Raw genomic sequence first — 17357 nt, forward strand, 5'->3', positions numbered from 1 at the left:
AAGCTGAGGAATGACATAGTCATTGGTAGAGGAGCATTGAATGCGGGAAGAAGCAGTACCGTAAGGAGCTGTGGACTGCATTGAAGAGAGAATGCCGGAATGAGTAGCGAGAACAAGGTGAGAATCCTTGTGGCCGAATATCTAAGGTTTCCAGGGTAAAGCTGATCTGCCCTGGGTAAGTCGGGGCCTAAGGCGAGGGCGAGAGCCGTAGCCGATGGACAACAGGTTGAGATTCCTGTACTGCGATATAACAGAACTGTGGGGACACGTGTGGAGAGCACAACCCGGGAATGGAATCCCGGGGCAAGCGAAGGAGGGGTCTGATAGGAAAAACCGTCAGACAACCCAAAAGCGTGATGCGTACCGAACTAAAGTAGGGAAGTGTGTGAGCCATGCGTCAAGAAAAGCCGCTATTGTTTATACCGTACCCGTACCGTAAACCGACACAGGTGGATGAGGAGAGAATCCTAAGGCCGACGGAAGAAGCATTGCCAAGGAACTCGGCAAAATGACCCCGTAACTTCGGGAGAAGGGGTGCCAGGGAGACCTGGCCGCAGAGAATAGGCTCAAGCAACTGTTTAGCAAAAACACAGGTCTATGCGAAACCGAAAGGTGAGGTATATGGGCTGACGCCTGCCCGGTGCTGGAAGGTTAAGAGGAGATGTCAGGAGACGAAGCATTGAATTTAAGCCCCAGTAAACGGCGGCCGTAACTATAACGGTCCTAAGGTAGCGAAATTCCTTGTCGGGTAAGTTCCGACCCGCACGAAAGGCGTAATGATTTGAGCGCTGTCTCGGCAATGCATCCGGTGAAATTGAAGTACCAGTGAAGATGCTGGTTACCTGCGCCAGGACGGAAAGACCCCATGGAGCTTTACTCCAGTTTGGTACTGGGGTCCGGTATTGCATGTACAGGATAGGTGGGAGGCTTTGAAGGCATGACGCCAGTTGTGCTGGAGCCAATGTTGGGATACCACCCTTGCAGTATTGGGCTTCTAACCATCCGCCGTGACCCGGCGGTGGGACAATGCCAGGCGGGGAGTTTGACTGGGGCGGTCGCCTCCGAAAGAGTATCGGAGGCGCCCAAAGGTTCCCTCAGAATGGTTGGAAACCATTCGCAGAGTGCAAAGGCAGAAGGGAGCTTGACTGCGACACCGACGGGTGGAGCAGGTACGAAAGTAGGGCTTAGTGATCCGGTGGTATTAAGTGGGAATGCCATCGCTCAACGGATAAAAGCTACCCTGGGGATAACAGGCTTATCACTCCCAAGAGTTCACATCGACGGAGTGGTTTGGCACCTCGATGTCGGCTCATCGCATCCTGGGGCTGTAGTAGGTCCCAAGGGTTGGGCTGTTCGCCCATTAAAGCGGTACGCGAGCTGGGTTCAGAACGTCGTGAGACAGTTCGGTCCCTATCCGGCGTGGGCGTAGGATATTTGAGAGGAGCTGTCCTTAGTACGAGAGGACCGGGATGGACGGGCCGCTGGTGTACCTGTTGCAGTGCCAACTGCATGGCAGGGTAGCCAAGCCTGGAAGGGATAAACGCTGAAGGCATCTAAGCGTGAAGCCCCCCTCAAGATGAGATATCCCATTCTATAAAGAAGTAAGACCCCTTGAAGACGACGAGGTGGATAGGGCAGAGGTGGAAGTGCAGCAATGTATGGAGCTGACTGCTACTAATCGGTCGAGGGCTTGACCTAAGCACGGAAGTGCGANATGAGATATCCCATTCTATAAAGAAGTAAGACCCCTTGAAGACGACGAGGTGGATAGGGCAGAGGTGGAAGTGCAGCAATGTATGGAGCTGACTGCTACTAATCGGTCGAGGGCTTGACCTAAGCACGAAAGTGCGAACGGCGGGTAAGAAAAAAGGTTTTTGTGTTTTGTATATGCGGTTTTGAAGGTATATACCTTCGTGATGGCCCAGTGGCTCAGTTGGTTAGAGCGCCGCCCTGTCACGGCGGAGGTCGAGAGTTCGAGTCTCTTCTGGGTCGTTATTTTCTTGAAAAAGAAAATAATAAAATATAATGGGATCTTAGCTCAGCTGGGAGAGCATCTGCCTTACAAGCAGAGGGTCATAGGTTCGAGCCCTATAGGTCCCATTTTTGGACGATTTCCCGAGTGGCCAAAGGGGACAGACTGTAAATCTGCTGCAAATTGCTTCGGTGGTTCGAATCCACCATCGTCCATTTAGCTGATAAGGTTAGACTTTAAAGTGAATATGCCGATGTGGCTCAATTGGCAGAGCAGCTGATTTGTAATCAGCAGGTTATCGGTTCGAGTCCGATCATCGGCTTTTCAACAATAAATTGTTGATTTAAATTAATAACGCGGGGTGGAGCAGTCTGGAAGCTCGTCGGGCTCATAACCCGAAGGTCACAGGTTCAAATCCTGTCCCCGCTACTCAAGTTTTACGCCCAGATAGCTCAGTTGGTAGAGCAGAGGACTGAAAATCCTCGTGTCGCTGGTTCGATTCCGGCTCTGGGCATTTTTATTGCCTATTAGTATGTTAATTGAATATGGAGCATTAGCTCAGTTGGTAGAGCACTTGACTTTTAATCAAGTTGTCCGGGGTTCGAATCCCCGATGCTTCACTGTAAGACAGTTCAAATTCAGATATTTCTGTATTTGGGCTGTTTTTTTATTATTTTTTGCGGGGGAAGGTCATCAGAGATCTCTACACAGAAAATAAGAAGCCATAATCTTGAGGGGGGATAGATTATGGCCTCTTATTTTCATGTCTACTTTTATAAAAATATAAAAAGAAGGAGAGCCGGTATAAGGGAATACCGGCATATGAAAAAGAAAAAGATTTTGAAAAAAGTCTTATTGGCTTTGTTCAAATACTAATATACATTGTAAATGTGATGAATCTGTGATGAAATAGTAAAAGAAATGTGAAAAAGTTTTTTATTTTTTATTCATATATGGATAGAAATCACTTACGTCTATACGAAGTATATAGTGTAACGGCCGTTAAAGAATATAGAATCGGGTGACATCTTATGAAAATAAACGAAGATAACTTTATAGAGCAGCTAAAGTTCCGGAACGAGAAGGCTCTTGAATATGTGATCGACAACTATGGACGTATTGTTAAATCTGTTGTAAAAAAACATCTGTTTTCATTGGAGTATTATCAGGAGGAGTGTATCAATGATGTGTTCCTGGCAGTCTGGGAGAATATAGATTCCTTTCGTCCTGAGAGGAGTAGTTTTTTAAACTGGATCGCAGGTATCTCCAGGTATAAGGCAATTGATTATAAGCGGAAATACTTAAACAGAGAACAGATGGAGAATCTGGATGATGTGACCGCAGGGGAGGAGGACAGAGAACAGATGAGGTTAATAGAAAAGGAGCTGTCTGAGGAGATGGAGGAGATGCTCAGTTGTCTGAATCCTGAGGACAGAGAATTATTTCTAAAGCTTTATGTGGATGAGATGGAGCCGGAAGAAGTGAGCAGACAGACAGGTTTGAAAAAAGATGTGATATATAACAGAGTTTCCAGGGGAAGAAGGAGAATCAGGAAACTGTTTTCCGGACAGAGAGGAGAAAAAAGTTATGAGCAGTAATATATATGAATTATTAAATGACATTCAGACAGATATGGGAAGTTATGGAATAGAGGAAGCAAATGATATAGAAAACAAGCGCTGGAAGAAAAATGTTTCCAAAAAGATTGGCGTGACAGGAAAAAAGAAAAAAAGATGGAAACCGGTAGCCGGAGTCTGTGCTGCTGCGTTGGTTCTTGCGGTAGGCCTGGGGAGCGGTCCGCTGCATTATATTGTTCAGGCTGCTGTAAAATCAATTTCTTATGATATTGCTACAATACTTGGGATTAAGAAGGATCTGGAACCTTACAAAACAGTAGTCGGGAAGTCAGTGACTACAAATGGCATTACGATCACTTTAAATGAGGTGATTGTCAATGAAGATGAGATCCTAATATCCGCTACAAAGGAGTATGATGAGAAGATCACGGATGAGAGCAAAAGACTGATTGGGGAAAGAATATATATCAATGGAAAAAGTGTATCGGACAGCTCATCCGGCGGAGAAAAGCAGGAGGGGGATCATACACTGGTATCTATTTCCGAGTGTGATATAAAAGGGGTTGATCTAAGCCAGACTCTTGATTTTGAAATACAGTTTATGGACTACGATAATACACGTGATACATGGGATTTTGAATTCTCTGCATCCGGTGAAGAACTTGCACAGAGTACAAATACCATTGAATTAGATCAGACCTTCACATTGGAAGATGGAACGGAAGTACATCTTGATAAGCTTACAGATAATCCTCTGGGGCAAAAAATATACTTTTCCACATCTACGGGTGAATGTGATTATGATCTTGTTTTAAGAGGTGTGGATGATTGTGGAAATCCGGTGGAGTTTACATTTTCCCGGTGGAGTGATGGAGTGGGAAGAATGAATATCTCCACCATTGATAACGGAAATCTCAGTGATGAGGCCACAGAATTGCAATTGACACCATACGCTGTGAAATTTCCGGAGCAGAGCGGGAGACTCAGTAATGATTTTAAACAGGCCGGAGATGAATTTGTTATCAATATAAGGTGACTGTGAGAGAAAAGGGGCAGGCGGTTACGCCTGTCCCCTTTGCATTATAAATCTGCTTTGTACGGCGGATCTGCCGGATAACCGCTTCCGGCTTTCTGCATCCCCCGTTGTATGGCATCTCTGGAGTTCTTCCAGTCCGCATCCTTGTTTCGGTAATCGAATTTATCACAGAACCATTCCAGATCATCGGTGACTCTCTGCATGTTATCAGTCATGAGGGGAAAGAGGATTTCGTAGAAAGAAGCTTTCTCCTTGTCCGAGAGTAGGGATTCTGCCGTTTCTACCAGATCGCCAAAATGGGAGAGGCAGAAGCCTTTGCTATTTTTAAATAAATCTACAAATTCCGGATTTTTTCTGTATAGTTCAAAAAAAGTATCAAGATAGCGCACATATGTATTTTTGTAGTAGTCACAGATATAACAGTTCTGCTCCTGTTCTTTAACCCAGGCACCAATGTTTGTTTTAGGATTGTCCGCATCCAGTTTTGCCTTTTTAAAATGACCCAGCATGGAGGCTTTTCCAGGAGAGAACATCTTGATCTGTTGTTTCAGCTCTTCGTTTTTTTTCTTAAAGTGTGTGGTGAGGATCAGCCCGCAGCCCAGACGGTTTCCATAATCGAACATTTTCTTATAGTGTTCATGACAGAACCCCAGTTGATCTGTCTCTGCCCGTACATCGTCCTCCATATAGGAGGCACCGGATCCAAGGACAAAGTCCATGGAGTGCTGTTCCAGATTTCTTTCGATAAAGCAGAAAGGACATTCGTCGCCGGCATGGAATGCATCCATCAGCGGTATCGTGTATATTTTTTCCTTCATTTTTTCTTCCCCCGGTTTCTTTGCTTGTCTGATATTAGAGTAACATAAAAAAAATAAGAAAGAAAGAGTGCAAAATGTATTTCTATGCGATACAATAATAATACCGGTTTTTCCAGGGGATTTATGTGGATATCTAAAAAAAGTGTGGATAACTCCCGGGAAAGATCCATGTTCTGTTGAAAACTTCCGGTTACTGTGTAAAAAACGGTGTTTTCCGGAAACTGTGGGCAGGAACTCCTCCAGAGTTCCGTCCGGGAATCGGTTGCAGATTTTTTTGTGTCTGATAATATAGGATTTAGAGTTGAAAGTGGGGATTTGAAAGAAAAATGAAGAGAAATGTGGATTTGCTGGAAGGGCCTATAGCGGGTTCTATGGCAAGATTAGCTTTTCCCATTATGGGAACATCATTGATACAGATGGCGTACAATATGGTGGATATGATCTGGATCGGACGTGTCAGCAGCAACGCGGTAGCTGCAGTAGGGGCAGCCGGTATGTATATGTGGCTGGCAAACGGTATTACCACCATACCCAGGATCGGGGGACAGGTGACAGTGGGGCAGTCACTTGGAGCTATGGATAAAGAAGCTGCGATCGACTATGCCAGAGCCTCTATGCGGATGGGAACGCTGCTGGGGATTATATACGGAATACTCTGTGTGTTATTTGCCGGGCCTCTAATTGGATTTTTTAAGCTTAACAGCCCGGAGGTTATTCGTGATGCAGAAATCTATCTGCTGATCACCTGCGGGGCTATCGTATTTTCCTTTTTAAATCAGGTATTTACCGGGATATTGACAGCTATGGGAAATACCATGGCCGCTTTCAGAGCAACTACCATTGGTCTGATCATTAATCTGGTGCTTGACCCGGTTTTGATATTTGGAGTTGGACCAATTCCAGGTATGGGCGTCACAGGCGCAGCTCTTGCCACTGTATTTGCCCAGATTATTGTGTTTGTACTATATCTGGCCACTGTTTGGAGTGAGCCGGTTATTTTTCAACATATTCATTTGACACAGAGGGCGGATAAGCAGCACGTGCGTGATATCGTGCGTATTGGATTTCCACCCGCTGTACAGGATGCGCTGTTTTCCGGGATTTCCATGGTAATTGCCCGTCTGATCGCAGGGTGGGGAGATGCCGCGGTGGCAGTACAGAAGGTAGGAAGCCAGATAGAGTCTATATCCTGGATGGCTGCAGGAGGATTTTCAACGGCAGTGAACGCATTTGTAGCCCAGAACTACGGAGCAGGAAAAAGGGAGAGGATAAAAAAAGGCTATAAGACAGCCATGGGGATCATGGCGCTCTGGGGGATTTTTACCAGTTTTATTCTGATAGCGTTTCCTGAATTTTTCTTTCGGATTTTTATTACGGAGAAAGATGTATTGCCCATGGGCGTGGATTATCTGAGAATAATAGGAATATCCGAATTCTTCATGTGTATGGAGATTACCACGGCCGGAGCTTTTCAGGGATTTGGAAAGACGGTCCCTCCCTCTGTGACAGGAATTGTTTTTAATACACTGAGGATACCCGGAGCTATGCTGCTGTCCTCTACGGCTCTCGGACTTAATGGTGTATGGTGGACGCTGAGTCTTTCCTGTGTATTGAAGGGCTTGGTGCTGCCGGTTTGGTTCCTGATCATCTTTGTGAAATATTATAAAAGCGGACGGAAAGAATTTTAGATACTGTTCACAGGCCACTGGACTGGGAGGCGTTTTCATTCTGGAAGCATGAAAATCCCGAAGCGCGATATGGGGCAGAATGATCTATATCTGTGCATCGCGAAGCATGTTACTGGAAACGGAGTGATTCGTAACGAATTTCAGAGGATAAGCAAAAAACAATATTTACGAAGATGACAGAATAGAGGAATCGTGATAAAATGGTAACAGTTCAGACAAGCTGAAACGTTACGCATCCGGCCATTAAAAATCGCTTTGCGATGGGCCGGATAAAGCTGGCACTACTTTTTCATACGGTCAGCGCAGTAAATGCGCAGACCTGTCTGAACTGTTATGTAAAATGAATAACAGTAAAGTTCTGCCTGTAACTGTGGAGGTACGGAACCGTTACAGTTTTGGTATATTATGAAAAGGGGAAAGAACAATGGATAAAGAATTTCGTATTGAAACCAAATGTGTGCAGTCCGGATGGAAACCAAAAAAAGGAGAGCCAAGGATTCTGCCTATTTACCAGAGTACAACATTTAAATATGATACCACTGAGGAGATGGGACGTCTTTTTGATCTGAAAGACGAAGGGTATTTTTATACAAGATGCCAGAACCCGACCAATGATTTGGTGGCAGCTAAGATTGCAGACCTGGAAGGTGGTGTAGCGGGAGTGCTTACCTCATCAGGGCAGGCCGCTACCTTTTATGCTGTATTTAATATTTGTGAGGCGGGGGACCATGTGATCTGCGCGTCTGCCATCTATGGCGGTACACTGAACCTGCTGGGCGTGACAGCAAAGAAGATGGGCATTGAGTGTACTTTTGTGGATGCGGATGCACCCGCAGAAGAGTTGGAGAAAGCTTTTCAGCCAAACACTAAGGCTGTTTTTGCTGAGACCATTGCCAATCCGGCGCTTGTTGTTCTGGATATCGAAAAGTTTGCAGGTCTGGCACATGCCCACGGGGTTCCGTTGATTGTTGATAATACATTTGCAACACCTGTAAACTGCCGCCCATTTGAGTGGGGAGCGGATATTGTAACCCATTCCACAACAAAATATATGGACGGACATGCAATGCAGGTAGGCGGCGCTATTGTTGACAGCGGTAATTTTGACTGGGATGCTTACGGTGATAAGTTCCATGGTCTCACAAGGCCTGATGAATCCTATCATGGGGTGGTGTACACAAAGCAGTTCGGAAAAGCAGCATATATCATGAAAATTAATGCGCAGCTTATGCGTGACCTGGGTTCCATTCCATCTCCCACCAACTGTTTTATGTTGAATGCCAGCCTGGAGTCCCTGGCCCTGCGTGTGGAGCGTCATTGCTATAATGCCCGGAAAGTGGCTGAATTCCTCAATGAACATCCCCTGGTAAGCCATGTAAATTATGCGGGGCTTCCCGGAGATAAATATTATGAACTGGCTAAGAAATATATGCCGAAGGGTACCTGCGGTGTTATCTCTTTTGAACTGAAGGACGGAAGGGAAGCAGCAGTGAAATTTATGGACAGCCTGAAGCTGGCAGCAATCGTAACGCATGTGGCCGATGCAAGAACAAGTGTCCTTCATCCCGCAAGCCATACACACAGGCAGTTAAATGATGAACAGCTTGTGGCAGCAGGGGTTTCACCGGGAATGATCCGTTTTTCCGTGGGGATTGAGAATGTAGAGGATATTATTGAAGACCTGGCACAGGCTTTGGAAGCCAGCACAAAGTAAGAAATGAAATCATATCAGATCACAGAGTGGTGCCATGAAAGCTTTAGAATACATGCAAAGCCCGGAGGTGTCTATATAGATGCCACCATGGGGAATGGAAATGATACGCTTTTTCTGTGTAGGATGGCAGGTGAGACTGGCCGTGTAAAAGCCTTTGATATCCAGCAGCAGGCACTTGATGCCACGCAGGAGCTGCTGGAGCGGAATGGTTTGAGGCAGCGGGCAGAACTACTGCTGGAGAGTCATACCAATATGGGCCTGTATGAGCGGAAAGAGACAGTTGACGGTATATTCTTTAATTTCGGATATTTACCGGGTGGTGATCATTCTCTTGCCACAAAGCCTGAAAACAGTCTGAGGGCCATTTTAGAGGGCCTGGAGCTGTTAAAAAAGGACGGTGTTATGAGTCTTTGCATATACAGCGGAGGAGATACCGGTTTTGAGGAGAGGGACAGCATTCTGGAAATGCTGAAAAATCTGGACAGCAGGAAATATGTAGTCATTTTGAGTACATACTATAACAGAGAAAATAATCCGCCCATACCGGTATTGGTCATAAAAAAATAAGTAACTGTTCAGTACCCTCACAGTTACAGGCAAAAATCCATGCAGAGCCGCTTTTGGCGATGGGATTTTTGCTTGGCCGTGGTACACTTTCTTACGGTCAGCGCAGTGAATGCGCAGACCTGCTGAATAGTTACAAAAATAAAACTTTTTCTCAGGGAATACATTGCGAAAGGGCAGTGTATTCCCTGATTGCATGTAATAGGTATGGGACGAGAATGCCGATTCATATAATAAAAGAAAGAAATCGGCCGGGTTTTGTATGAAAGCAGGAAAAGGTCCGGGGATTTCCGGAATACTCATATTATTTTTACTGCCATATCTTTTGACTGTTATTATATGCGGGAGGAAAGCGTGCCCTGTTTCCAGGGAATCAGATATGGAAGATTATCTTCCGGCTGTCACAGCATCTCAGATATCCTGGGATGCGCCCCGTGAAGCCATAAAAGCACAAACCATTATCGCCAGAAATAATCTTTATCTGGAGTGGAAGAGAGGGACCGCCGCAAATACCATTCAAAATGCTTCCCAGGCGCTGAAAAGAAGAAAGATGGATGATCTGTTCCTGGAGCAGTTCCAGAAGTTCCAGGATGCGGCGGCTGATACCAGGGGGCAGGTACTTATGAAAGACGGGGATGTGGTAGAACTTCCTTATCATGAACTGAGCCAGGGAAAGACCAGGGATGCCCAGGAGGTACTTGGAGATGCTTTTTCCTATGCGCCTTCCGTGGATACTCCGGAAGATATCAACAGCCCTTCCTACATACAGGGGTGTTATTTTTCACTGGATGATCTGAAAAAGCAGATCCAGAACACATATCCCGGTTTTTCCATTGATGATATAGGGGAAATTGAGATCAAAAATACAGACAGTGCGGGTTATGTTATGGAGATCAATGTGGGAAACCAGGAATTTCAGGGGGAGAAGATAAGGGAGATCCTGCATCTGCCTTCCTCCTGTTTTACGGTCCAGACATTGGAAAATGAGGTCAGGTTCCTCTGTAAAGGTATTGGTCATGGGGTAGGACTGAGCCAATATACAGCGGAAAAAATGGCGGGACAAAAGAAAAAGTATGAGGAAATCTTAAATTATTTTTTTCCTGATCTAAAATTGAAGGAAATACAAAAGTAAAAGAGCGTAACAGTTCAGATAGGTCTGCGCATTTACTGCGCTGACCGTATGAAAAAGTAGTGCCAGCTTTATCCAGCCCATCGCGAAGCGATTTTTAATGGCTGGATGCGTAACGGTTCAGCTTGTCTGAACTGTTACAAAAGAGCTGCCGCGCGGAATTTTAAAATTATGTATAAGTTCACATATTCTGGCAATCCTATAAGAGAAAACAAATGGTTACTATTTACATCCACTTTCCCGGGAAGGATTTTTCCAAAGGGATGCAGCGCGATGCATAGCAAAGCGTGTTACTGGTCAAATAACTGCGCTTTTTAGGCTGTAAACAGTAACAACAAAAGGGGCGGATGCCCACTATAGGTTGAGGTGAAGAATATGAGTAAAAGAAACAAAATCCGCGTGGCTCTCAGCAGTTTTTTAGTGCTGGCCATAGTTGTAACATGTGCGGCTGTATATCAGTCTGGGAGTAAGAGCACACCGAATGAAAAGGAACTTGTCAAGAATGAGGAGAATACTTCTGACGAGGCAATGACAACAGAAGAAAAACCTGAGGAGGAATCCCAGGATGCCAACACCACTCAGGTTGAAGGTACCAGAGAAGTGCCGGAAGAGGCAGATACACAGGCAGAAGCAGTCCAGGAGCCTGCAGCAGAGCAGACAGAATCTGCAGACGCATCTGCAGCAGAGGATACACAGCCGGAGGCTGATACACAGGATGCATCCGCAGAGGTGGACAACCAGGCAGCAGTGGCAACTGCACCGGATGTGAACTTTACAGAAAGCTCTCTTATGGAGTGGCCTGTAAGTGGACAGGTAGTCATTGATTACGATATGGAACACACTGTATATTTCCCCACTTTGAATGAATATAAATACAGCCCGGCGATTGCCATTTCCTCAGAGGTTGATACGCCGGTTGCCTCCGTTGCAAACGGTCAGGTAGTGGCTGTGGAAGAAAGTGTTGAGACAGGAACAACAGTTACTGTTGACCTGGGCAATGGATATCAGGCAATTTACGGTCAGTTAAAAGATGTGGCATTCCAGCCGGAGCAGTATGTAGAGGCAGGAGCAACACTTGGTTATGTGAATGAACCTACAAAATATTATACAAAAGAGGGTGCAAACCTTTATTTTGAACTGAAGAAAGACGGAAGTCCGCTGGATCCTATCCAGTACCTACCGTAATCAAGAAACCCACCTCAAGACAGAACAATTGTCTTGAAGTGGGTTTTTATATTTACATAGAAAAAGCTGTTACTGTAAGGGTACTGAACTGTTACAAAAGTTTTATTGTGGGTATGAGGCGCAAAAAAGGGTAGTTTATTAAAAAAAATGTTTCATTAATCTGGATGAAAAATAAAAATATATAGTTTTGTAATGGTTTTTGAAACCTCTAAAATGGTATATTTTAAAGTAAGATAGGTAAATTTGTATACAATGTAAATTTTTAATTAGTTTGTTTGAATTTTTAGTGAATTTTTATTTTCTTGTTGACATTGGAAAAGAATGGTGTGAAAATATAAAGTATAAGGAAATTTATGCTTTTTTGCAGTAGGAAAAAGATGGAATGGAAGGAGTTCTATGCATTTAAAAAAATTGAGCAGAGTCGTGGCTGTAACAGTGGTACTGACAATGGTTACACCGTCCGCTGTTTTTGCCGGCGATATGACAAAGGTTGGAACAAATAAAATTGAAGAGCCTGAGGATACGGATTCTGCAAGTATAAAAGATCAGGATAAAAACCAAAAACCGACAGGTTCGGAGAATCCCGAGAACTCAGACAATCCAAATCCTGTAGAACCAGACCCGGAAAATCCAAATCCGGAGAACCCGGACCCGGAAAATCCAAATCCGGAGAACCCGGACCCGGAAAATCCAAATCCAGACCCGGAGAACCCAGATCCGGAAAATCCGAATCCAGACCCGGAGAACCCGGACCCGGAAAATCCGAATCCAGACCCGGAGAACCCGGACCCGGAAAATCCAAATCCAGACCCGGAAAACCCGGACCCGGAAAATCCGAATCCAGACCCGGAAAACCCGGACCCGGAAAATCCGAATCCAGACCCGGAAAATCCAGATCCCGAGAAACCAGACCCGGAGAATCCGGATCCTGAAAAACCGGAAACACCAGCGGAGCCTGAAAAACCTGCAGAAGAAACACCTGCAGAGCCGGAGGCACCGGCAGAGGAGCCGGCACAGGATGCAGAGACAATCGGCAATTTGATTGATGGCCAGCAGGCTTTTGAAATGCCGGATATCAAAGAGAATTTCCGTTTCCGTACCATTCGCAAGGTCTATGCATTTGCGCTGGAGAATCTGAATGTCTATGAAGAAAAATCAGAGCAGGCAAGAGTCATCGGAACACTGGATAAAGATGGTGTATGTTATCTTCTGAGCAATGACGGATTGAAACTTCATCTGGGTAATGAAGAGGAAGAACAGACCATTGATACGGACGACGGAACATGGGTATACATAGAGTCAGGAACTGTCAGAGGATTTGTGCTGAAATCAAAACTTTTAACAGGTGATGAGGCGCAGAAGATAGCAGACGCAAAAGCAAAAGAAAAACAGGAAGCTGAAGAAAAAAACAAAACTGCCAAAAAGAAAATTGTAGTTGAAGAATTTAAACAGGCAAAAGAATTAATTTCACCGCTGGAAAATAAAGCATTCCTTTATACAAAGACTACTGTAAGGTCTACTGTAGTCTCAAAAGATTATGCAGTGTGCAAATCTTTACTTGGAACCATTCATGAATCACAGAGTGATAAGAGCCGTGTCATCGGTAATTTGAATCTGGATAACATTTGTTTTGTACTTGCAGATAAAGATAAGGATTGGATATATGTAGAATCCGGAGATGTAAGAGGATTTATTAAAAAGAGTTCTCTTTACCTGGATGATGAAGCAAACAAGATCATAGAAGAGCGCGGGGAAGAGAATCTGGAGACAGCTGCAGAGCTTATAAAACCGGAAGATAACAGTGCATGTTACTATACCATCACCTCCATAAAGGGCGGAGTTCCGGGTGGAGCGCTGAGACAGTCCATTCTGGAGTTTGCATCCCAGTTTGTAGGCAATCCCTATGTGTGGGGCGGCACAAGCCTGACAGACGGTGCGGATTGTTCCGGTTTTGTTCAGAGTATTTATGCACAGTACGGTTATGACCTTCCCAGAGTTGCCGAGGATCAGGCTTACTACGGTACACAGATACCGGTTGATGAAGCACAGCCGGGGGATTTGATCTTCTATTCCAACGGAAGTGAGATTTATCATGTTGTGATGTATGCCGGAGAAGGCAAGACCGTAGAGGCGGCAAACAGCCGTGCAGGAATTATTGTAGGAAATGTCAATACTGCAAACGCAGTGTGGGCAACCAGAGTTCTGGATGACACATATGGATTCTATGGAAGCGATATCGGAGAGGTGAATGCTTCCCAGGATCAGTATGGCGAATGTCTGGGCACATATAAGATCACACATTACTGCGGCGGTGCATGCTGTAATGACCAGTGGGCAGGCGTTACTTCCACCGGAGCACCTCTTGTGGAAGGTGATACCATCGCAGTAGACCCAACCGTTATTCCTTATGGAACAAGAGTGATCATTAATGGACACATCTTTACCGCATCTGACTGCGGTGGTGCGATCAAAGGCAATCGCATAGATGTTTTTGTAAATGATCATAATCGCGGAAACAATCTGGGTGTATATTACACCAATGTATATCTTTTAAAATGATCACATCAGAATATCGTTTATTACTGTTCACAGGCCACTGTACCGGGAGGCGTTTTCATGCCGGAAGCATGAAAATCCCGGGGCAGGCAGCGGGATATGGGGCAGAATGCTCCATATCTGTGCATCGCGAAGCGTGTTTCCGGACTCGGAGTGAATAGTAACTATCTTTTTACAGGGACGGCCATTTGGCGGTCCCTGTATTCACATTTATGAGACTTTAGAGTATAATAAACTATGCGGAACAGAAAATCCGCAGCCGATCAGATTTTTACAGGTTTTATATCAGAACAGTGCTTCACTGTTCCTCTGCGGGATTATCCGAATTTCCGCAAATGGGAAAAATACTTTTTTTCATCGGCAGCTTTGGAATAGAGGTGCCGTATTTGCCACAGGCGGGTGCGGTGCCATTACATAGAAGGCAGGTCAGGGATTTATCATGAATTATACTTACATCCTTAAATGCGGTGACGGCAGTCTTTATACTGGGTGGACCAATGACCTGGAACGGCGTATAAAGTGTCACAACGCCGGAAAAGGGGCAAAATACACAAAGTCCAGACTTCCCGTTGAGCTGGCCTATTATGAGTCTTTTGGGACGAAAAAGGAGGCCATGCAAAGAGAATGGGAGATAAAACGGCTTTCGAGGAAGGACAAGCTGAAATTATTCATGTAAAGATTAAAGGCAGATCATAAACAAGGGGGAAGCAGGGAAGTCGAAAATAGACAGGATAACGGATATTCCGGGGGTGCGGTCTTATTTAATCAAATATTAGGTGTTCTTGGAGTGGCAGGAGGTTTTGCCGCTGCTTTTGTTTTTGGCGGGACGGCACTCCACTGTACAGGGGATGGAAAAACCGAACTGGATATAGTTGTGACTTTGTACATATTAGCTGTAATGGCAGCAGTTATAGTTATTAATGGGGTGCTGCGCTTCCGGTTGATCCATGAGATGAGGGAGTATATCCCGATCATCGCCTCAGACCCGGATGGGTCTGTCAAGAATCTGTCTTTAAGAATGGGAATACCGGAGGATGTGGCAGTAAAAAGACTTAGGAAAATGCTGAGAAAAGGTTATATAAAGGGCGCTTACTATGATGCGTCTACCGGAAGATTTGTTTTTTTGCACAGTATCCATATACCCGGACAGAAAACGACCAATGTTTTGGGCACATCTACTGTGGTTGTGGAGTGCGGTAACTGTGGGGTTTTGAATCATGTCAACAGGGGAAGTGTGAAGAAATGTGATTTTTGCGGGGAAAAAATACAGGGATAAAAGAGGGCGAAAGGCAGTGGTGAGGAACAGACCACTGCCTTTATTCAGGTATCCTCATAACTCCTGGTATGGGATCCGTATCTGTACACAGGTTTTGATGCCATATTCGCTTGTCACACGAAGTCCATAGGATTCACCATAATACATTTTGATTCTTTGGTGTACATTTTTCATACCAAGACCGCCGTTCTTCCTGGTATCGTCCGGGGATATAAAATTAAGGTCCAGATTTTCAAGAGATAATTTTGAAAATCCTATGCCGTTATCCATTATATCTATGATGATATCCTCCCCTTCCCGAGTGCCTTTTATCAGGATCCTTCCGTTTCCGGCTTTCTGTTCCAATCCATGCACAATAGAATTTTCTATGAGTGGCTGTATAAGGAGTTTGGGGATTTTTGCGTGGTATAGTTCAGGCGGTATTTCAATCTGCACGTCCAGTTTGTCACTGTATCGGAATTTCTGTATGGTCAGATAGCAGTGGATGTTTTCAAGCTCCTTTTCCATGGTGATAAACTCCGGACCGCTTATATTGCTCCTCATAAAATCCCCAAGTGCTTTCACCATCACGACAATTTCTTTATTGTGGTTCATATAGGCGATCCATTTTATAGATTCCAGGGTGTTATAAATAAAATGTGGATTAATCTGCATTCTAAGAGAGTTAAGTTCTGTTTTCTGCAGCAGGATCTGCTGCTGATTTGTTGTCTGTATTAGATTTTGCACCTCTTTTACCATATCAATAAAATAATCATATAAGACACCTATATCATTTTGGTAATAAGCAGGCTTAGACACATTAAAGTTTCCTTTTCCCACAGATTTCATCATTTGGCAGAGTTTATCCAGAGGTAAGAATAATTGTCTTGTTATGGCGATGGAGATAAATATTGCTGCTATTATCAAAGCAAGGGCAATTACTATAACGCAGCCCCTTAACCAGATGATTTCCTTTTCATAGGAGATATTAGGGATCGTACTTACAAGCCTCCACTGTGAACCTGGGATCACACATGAAGTCAGCCAGTCCTGGGAGTCATCTAATTTTCTGCTTACGGTATCTTCGGTGAGTAGTTGAAAGGATGGATAGATGTTACCGTTATCTCCGGGTTGGTTGCTGGAGAGGATGGTTCCCTTTTCATCCACAATACAAAGGCTGCCGTCTTTAAAATACTCTTTCTGTTCCAGAATATCCATCAGTATCTTGTCATCAAACCGGACCAGAAAGTAGCCGATGATCTTTTGTACACCTAAATCATTAATTGTACGGCCTGCAATGATCTGGGGACCGTTTTCCTTATCCAGGGTAAGCCAGCTGAGACTTCCCTGCTGCCTGTAAAGGTCGTCAAGAATAGGAGAGGAGGATGTAAAATCCGGATAGGGCTGAGAAATCCAGGCAGACTGTCCGCTGCTGGTCAATATAGTCATTTCTTTTAAGGAATCATTGGCGACGGTCATGTTAATGAGTTCCTTTTCAAGGATCTTCTTTTCGTACAGGAAACTGTTTCCCTGGGCATGGTTCATTTTGTTTATCTGGGACTGGATTGTTTCGTTGTAGCAGATATAGGTTGTCAGGCTGTCGACTTCTTTTAGTTTGGTATGTATGTTGGCGCTAATCTCATTTAGTATGTCAATACAGTATTTGGAATTCTTTTTACTGATGATCTGCTCAGAGAGCGTGTAACTGATCCCTGTTATAGCAAGCGTGGAAACCGTGATCAGCAGGATCAGCAGTGCTGCAACCAAATGCTGTACGGGAATGCGATAGATGCTGTCCCGAAGAGATCTTAAGCATTTTAAACGTTTATATTTCATAGGCATCTCCATGTTATGAATGTGGTC

At 44.6% G+C, this 17357-nt stretch carries 12 protein-coding genes, 7 tRNA genes and 1 rRNA gene (1 of these 20 only partly in view); 18 read left to right on the forward strand and 2 right to left on the reverse strand.

The window, feature by feature from the left end; all coding sequences use genetic code 11:
• The 10 genes from C6P39_RS09540 to C6P39_RS09585 all read left to right on the forward strand — a co-directional run.
• Nucleotides 1–1698, forward strand: a 23S ribosomal RNA gene (locus C6P39_RS09540); it begins 1187 nt to the left of the window's first position.
• A 220-nt stretch (nt 1699–1918) separates the two neighbouring features.
• Nucleotides 1919–1992 (forward strand) — tRNA-Asp (locus C6P39_RS09545).
• 35 nt (nt 1993–2027) lie between these two features.
• Nucleotides 2028–2100, forward strand: a tRNA-Val gene (locus C6P39_RS09550).
• 5 nt (nt 2101–2105) lie between these two features.
• A tRNA-Tyr gene (locus C6P39_RS09555) sits at nt 2106–2187 on the forward strand.
• Between the two features lie 34 nt (nt 2188–2221).
• Nucleotides 2222–2294: transfer RNA gene (locus C6P39_RS09560), tRNA-Thr, on the forward strand.
• A gap of 33 nt (nt 2295–2327) precedes the next feature.
• Nucleotides 2328–2401, forward strand: a tRNA-Met gene (locus C6P39_RS09565).
• Between the two features lie 12 nt (nt 2402–2413).
• Nucleotides 2414–2486 (forward strand) — tRNA-Phe (locus C6P39_RS09570).
• Between the two features lie 33 nt (nt 2487–2519).
• Nucleotides 2520–2592, forward strand: a tRNA-Lys gene (locus C6P39_RS09575).
• A gap of 411 nt (nt 2593–3003) precedes the next feature.
• Nucleotides 3004–3570: a sigma-70 family RNA polymerase sigma factor gene (locus C6P39_RS09580; RefSeq protein ID WP_104803607.1), complete on the forward strand. Its 567-nt coding sequence runs from the start codon at nt 3004–3006 to the stop codon at nt 3568–3570.
• Nucleotides 3560–4585 carry a DUF4179 domain-containing protein gene (locus C6P39_RS09585; protein WP_095176454.1) on the forward strand — a complete coding sequence of 342 codons (1026 nt, stop codon included), beginning with the start codon at nt 3560–3562 and terminating at the stop codon, nt 4583–4585. Before C6P39_RS09580 ends, C6P39_RS09585 begins: the two co-directional genes overlap by 11 nt.
• A 44-nt stretch (nt 4586–4629) precedes the next feature.
• On the opposite strand, the gene C6P39_RS09590 is transcribed toward C6P39_RS09585, so the two are convergent.
• A complete protein-coding gene (locus tag C6P39_RS09590; RefSeq protein ID WP_104803608.1) occupies nt 4630–5403 on the reverse strand; it encodes a DUF6062 family protein in 774 nt (257 codons plus the stop codon).
• Between the two features lie 326 nt (nt 5404–5729).
• Between C6P39_RS09590 and C6P39_RS09595 the strand changes: the two genes are divergently transcribed.
• From C6P39_RS09595 to C6P39_RS09630, 8 genes are all read left to right on the forward strand, one after another.
• The gene (locus C6P39_RS09595; RefSeq protein ID WP_095176451.1) at nt 5730–7091 is read left to right on the forward strand and encodes an MATE family efflux transporter; all 1362 of its coding nucleotides are present in this window, start codon (nt 5730–5732) and stop codon (nt 7089–7091) included.
• 424 nt (nt 7092–7515) lie between these two features.
• Nucleotides 7516–8805: an O-acetylhomoserine aminocarboxypropyltransferase/cysteine synthase family protein gene (locus C6P39_RS09600; protein WP_095176449.1), complete on the forward strand. Its 1290-nt coding sequence runs from the start codon at nt 7516–7518 to the stop codon at nt 8803–8805.
• Between the two features lie 3 nt (nt 8806–8808).
• A complete protein-coding gene (locus tag C6P39_RS09605) occupies nt 8809–9372 on the forward strand; it encodes a tRNA (mnm(5)s(2)U34)-methyltransferase (RefSeq protein WP_095176446.1) in 564 nt (187 codons plus the stop codon).
• Between the two features lie 259 nt (nt 9373–9631).
• Nucleotides 9632–10501: a SpoIID/LytB domain-containing protein gene (locus C6P39_RS09610; protein ID WP_095176445.1), complete on the forward strand. Its 870-nt coding sequence runs from the start codon at nt 9632–9634 to the stop codon at nt 10499–10501.
• A 372-nt stretch (nt 10502–10873) separates the two neighbouring features.
• Nucleotides 10874–11683 (forward strand): peptidoglycan DD-metalloendopeptidase family protein, encoded by an 810-nt coding sequence (locus tag C6P39_RS09615; RefSeq protein ID WP_095176443.1) that lies wholly within the window; start codon nt 10874–10876, stop codon nt 11681–11683.
• A 396-nt stretch (nt 11684–12079) separates the two neighbouring features.
• Nucleotides 12080–14242 carry a C40 family peptidase gene (locus tag C6P39_RS27745; protein ID WP_158661516.1) on the forward strand — a complete coding sequence of 721 codons (2163 nt, stop codon included), beginning with the start codon at nt 12080–12082 and terminating at the stop codon, nt 14240–14242.
• Between the two features lie 436 nt (nt 14243–14678).
• On the forward strand, nt 14679–14915 hold the full coding sequence (locus C6P39_RS09625; protein WP_104803609.1) for a GIY-YIG nuclease family protein: 237 nt from the start codon (nt 14679–14681) through the stop codon (nt 14913–14915).
• 111 nt (nt 14916–15026) lie between these two features.
• Complete coding sequence (locus tag C6P39_RS09630; protein ID WP_104803610.1) at nt 15027–15515, forward strand: hypothetical protein; 489 nt, start codon at nt 15027–15029, stop codon at nt 15513–15515.
• 54 nt (nt 15516–15569) lie between these two features.
• On the opposite strand, the gene C6P39_RS09635 is transcribed toward C6P39_RS09630, so the two are convergent.
• Nucleotides 15570–17330 carry a cache domain-containing sensor histidine kinase gene (locus C6P39_RS09635; RefSeq protein ID WP_158661517.1) on the reverse strand — a complete coding sequence of 587 codons (1761 nt, stop codon included), beginning with the start codon at nt 17328–17330 and terminating at the stop codon, nt 15570–15572.
• Nucleotides 17331–17357: the final 27 nt, after the last annotated feature.

Origin of the sequence: Blautia marasmi, from assembly GCF_900258535.1 — a bacterium.
Taxonomy (GTDB): domain Bacteria; phylum Bacillota; class Clostridia; order Lachnospirales; family Lachnospiraceae; genus Blautia; species Blautia hominis.